Below are 2,724 nucleotides of genomic sequence, written 5' to 3' on the forward strand. Positions count from 1 at the left end.
GATGCCCGGGACAAGCCCGGCCATGACGATCAAATCAGCAATTCAGGATAGATCTCAGCGCTTCTTGCGCAACCGTACGACCATGTCGATGCGGGCGATCTCGTAACCCGCCGGCACCTCCGGCATCTTGGACAGCGCCAGATGCGGATCCTCGATGTCGACCAGCTCGTGGCTGTTCTCGAGGTAGTAGTGATGGTGGGTCGTGACGTTGGTATCGAAATAGGTCTTGGTGCCGTCGACGCTGACCTGACGCAGCAGACCGGCGTCGGTGAGCTGGTTCAGCGTGTTGTAGACGGTCGCCAGCGAGACCGGCACCTTGGCCAGCGTCGCTTCTTCGTAGAGCATTTCAGCAGTGAGGTGACGTGCACCCTTGCCGAACAGGAGCCAGCCGAGCGCCATCCGCTGGCGCGTCGGGCGAAGCCCGGCGGACTGGAGCATTTCGTTGACGTCGTGCCACGGGCAACCGGTTAAAGCCGGCTGGCGGCCGGACATAAGAGCCGCCGCATGGGCCTCTTCGTCGCGATGGGGCGCGTTATTTTCGTTCATTTCCAGCTTCGGGCACGCGTGAACACTGTCGTTCTCCAACATATATGGAGAGATAGATGCAGATGCAAGTTTCTCGCAACTAGAGTGGTTCTAATCAAGCAGGGAACCGGCGTGGCGGCCCGTCATTTTACCTTCATGAGAGCGCTTTGCTACCCGAAATGGCCTGTGTTAGAGAGCCCGCGGTTCCGCTTAACCGATTTTGGCGCGACCCGGCATTGAAGCCGCTCGCTATCCATCCGGGGTCCTTCGGTATTCTCGTCTGACAATGGCAACAGATGTTGCTTTTCGAACAGGATGGGGCCCATTTTCGCCGGAAACGCCGCTCAGTCGGGGTTAGAACACAAAGGCTTCCGCATGCTGAACAGGCGCAACGGTTACGAATATGAAGATCTGCTGGCGTGTGCCCGCGGCGAGATGTTCGGCCCTGGCAATGCGCAATTGCCGCTGCCGCCGATGCTCATGTTCGACCGCATTACGGACATCAGCGAGACCGGCGGCGAATTCGGCAAGGGGGTAGTGCGCGCCGAGCTCGACGTGAAGCCCGACCTCTGGTTCTTCGGCTGCCACTTCAAGAACGATCCGGTGATGCCCGGCTGCCTCGGGCTCGATGCGCTGTGGCAAATGGTCGGCTTTTATCTGGGCTGGAGCGGCGGTGAAGGTCGCGGTCGCGCGCTTGGCCTGAACGAGCTGAAGTTCAGCGGCCAGGTGCTGCCGGAAGCCCGCAAGGTTGTGTACAACATCGACATCAAGCGCGTGATGCGCTCAAAGCTGGTGCTCGGTATCGCCGATGGATGGCTTTCGGTCGATGACCAGATTATCTATCGCGCGAAGGACTTGAAGGTCGGCCTGTTCAAGCAGGGCACGAGCCTGGGCTGAGCGCATCACCACGAAGATAACGATTGAGGCGAGGCTGTCATGAGGCGGGTTGTGGTCACCGGGATGGGCATTGTCTCCTCCATCGGAAACAACACCCAGGAAGTGCTTGCGAGCCTTCACGAGGCGAAGTCGGGCATTTCGCGGGCTGAGAAATATGCCGAGCTCGGCTTCCGTTCGCAGGTGCAGGGTGCGCCGACGCTCGATCCTTCGACGGTGGTCGACCGCCGTGCCATGCGTTTCCTCGGTCAGGGTGCGGCGTGGAATCACGTCGCGATGGAACAGGCGATCCAGGATTCCGGCCTCTCGCCTGACGAAATTTCCAACATTCGCACCGGCATCATCATGGGCTCCGGCGGCCCGTCGGCGCGCACCATCGTCGAGGCCGCCGACATCACCCGCACCAAGGGACCGAAGCGCGTCGGGCCGTTTGCAGTGCCGAAGGCGATGTCCTCCACGGCCTCCGCGACGCTTGCGACCTGGTTCAAGATCAAGGGCGTGAACTATTCGATCTCGTCGGCCTGCGCCACGTCGAACCATTGCGTCGGCAACGCCTATGAGACGATCCAGATCGGCAAGCAGGACGTCATCTTCGCCGGCGGCTGCGAGGAGCTGGACTGGTCGCTGTCGGTGCTGTTCGACGCCATGGGCGCGATGTCCTCGAAGTACAACGACACACCTGCCACGGCCTCGCGTCCCTACGACGTCAACCGCGACGGCTTCGTGATTGCCGGCGGCGCCGGCGTGCTGGTGCTGGAAGAGCTCGAGCACGCCAAGGCGCGCGGCGCGCGCATTTACGGCGAGATCGTCGGCTATGGCGCGACGTCCGACGGCTACGACATGGTCGCACCATCAGGCGAGGGCGCCGAGCGCTGCATGCGCATGGCGATGTCGACTGTGAAGACCAAGGTCGACTACATCAATCCGCACGCGACATCGACCCCGGCCGGCGATCCGCCGGAGATCGACGCGCTCCGCAGGGTGTTCGGAAGTGGCGAGAAGTGCCCGCCGATCTCGGCGACCAAGGCGCTGACCGGTCACTCCCTGGGCGCAACCGGCGTGCAGGAAGCGATATATTCGCTACTGATGATGAACAATGGTTTCATCTGCGAGAGCGCCCACATCCAGGAGCTCGACCCCGTGTTCGCCGACATGCCGATCGTGCGCAAGCGCATCGACAACGTCAAGATCGGCACCGTGCTGTCGAACTCCTTCGGCTTCGGCGGCACCAACGCCACGCTGGTGTTCAGCCGGCTGGATGCGTGATCTTGGGACGCTGTCATGCCCCGCCTAGTGCGCAATTGC

Annotated in this window: 3 protein-coding genes; 2 read left to right on the forward strand and 1 reads right to left on the reverse strand. The window is 61.9% G+C overall.

The features are described 5' to 3' along the window. Positions 1 to 54 precede the first annotated feature (54 nt). On the reverse strand, positions 55 to 546 hold the full coding sequence (irrA, locus tag IVB47_RS25770) for an iron response transcriptional regulator IrrA (protein WP_018455787.1): 492 nt from the start codon (positions 544 to 546) through the stop codon (positions 55 to 57). Between the two features lie 354 nt (positions 547 to 900). Here irrA and fabA point away from each other — a divergent pair, with 354 nt between their 5' ends. Both fabA and fabB read left to right on the forward strand, forming a co-directional pair. Next, positions 901 to 1,422 carry a bifunctional 3-hydroxydecanoyl-ACP dehydratase/trans-2-decenoyl-ACP isomerase gene (gene fabA, locus IVB47_RS25775; RefSeq protein WP_007603915.1) on the forward strand — a complete coding sequence of 174 codons (522 nt, stop codon included), beginning with the start codon at positions 901 to 903 and terminating at the stop codon, positions 1,420 to 1,422. Between the two features lie 39 nt (positions 1,423 to 1,461). Further along, positions 1,462 to 2,685 (forward strand): beta-ketoacyl-ACP synthase I, encoded by a 1,224-nt coding sequence (fabB, locus tag IVB47_RS25780; RefSeq protein ID WP_026233025.1) that lies wholly within the window; start codon positions 1,462 to 1,464, stop codon positions 2,683 to 2,685. Positions 2,686 to 2,724 lie beyond the last annotated feature (39 nt).

Origin of the sequence: Bradyrhizobium sp. 62 (assembly GCF_023073035.1) — a bacterium.
GTDB lineage: Bacteria > Pseudomonadota > Alphaproteobacteria > Rhizobiales > Xanthobacteraceae > Bradyrhizobium.

What these genes read in the sequence shown, in the direction of transcription:
- fabB (WP_026233025.1), top strand. Translation starts at nt 1,462, where the DNA reads ATGAGGCGGGTTGTGGTCACCGGGATGGGCATTGTCTCCTCCATCGGA.
- irrA (WP_018455787.1), bottom strand. Translation starts at nt 546, where the DNA reads ATGAACGAAAATAACGCGCCCCATCGCGACGAAGAGGCCCATGCGGCG.
- fabA (WP_007603915.1), top strand. Translation starts at nt 901, where the DNA reads ATGCTGAACAGGCGCAACGGTTACGAATATGAAGATCTGCTGGCGTGT.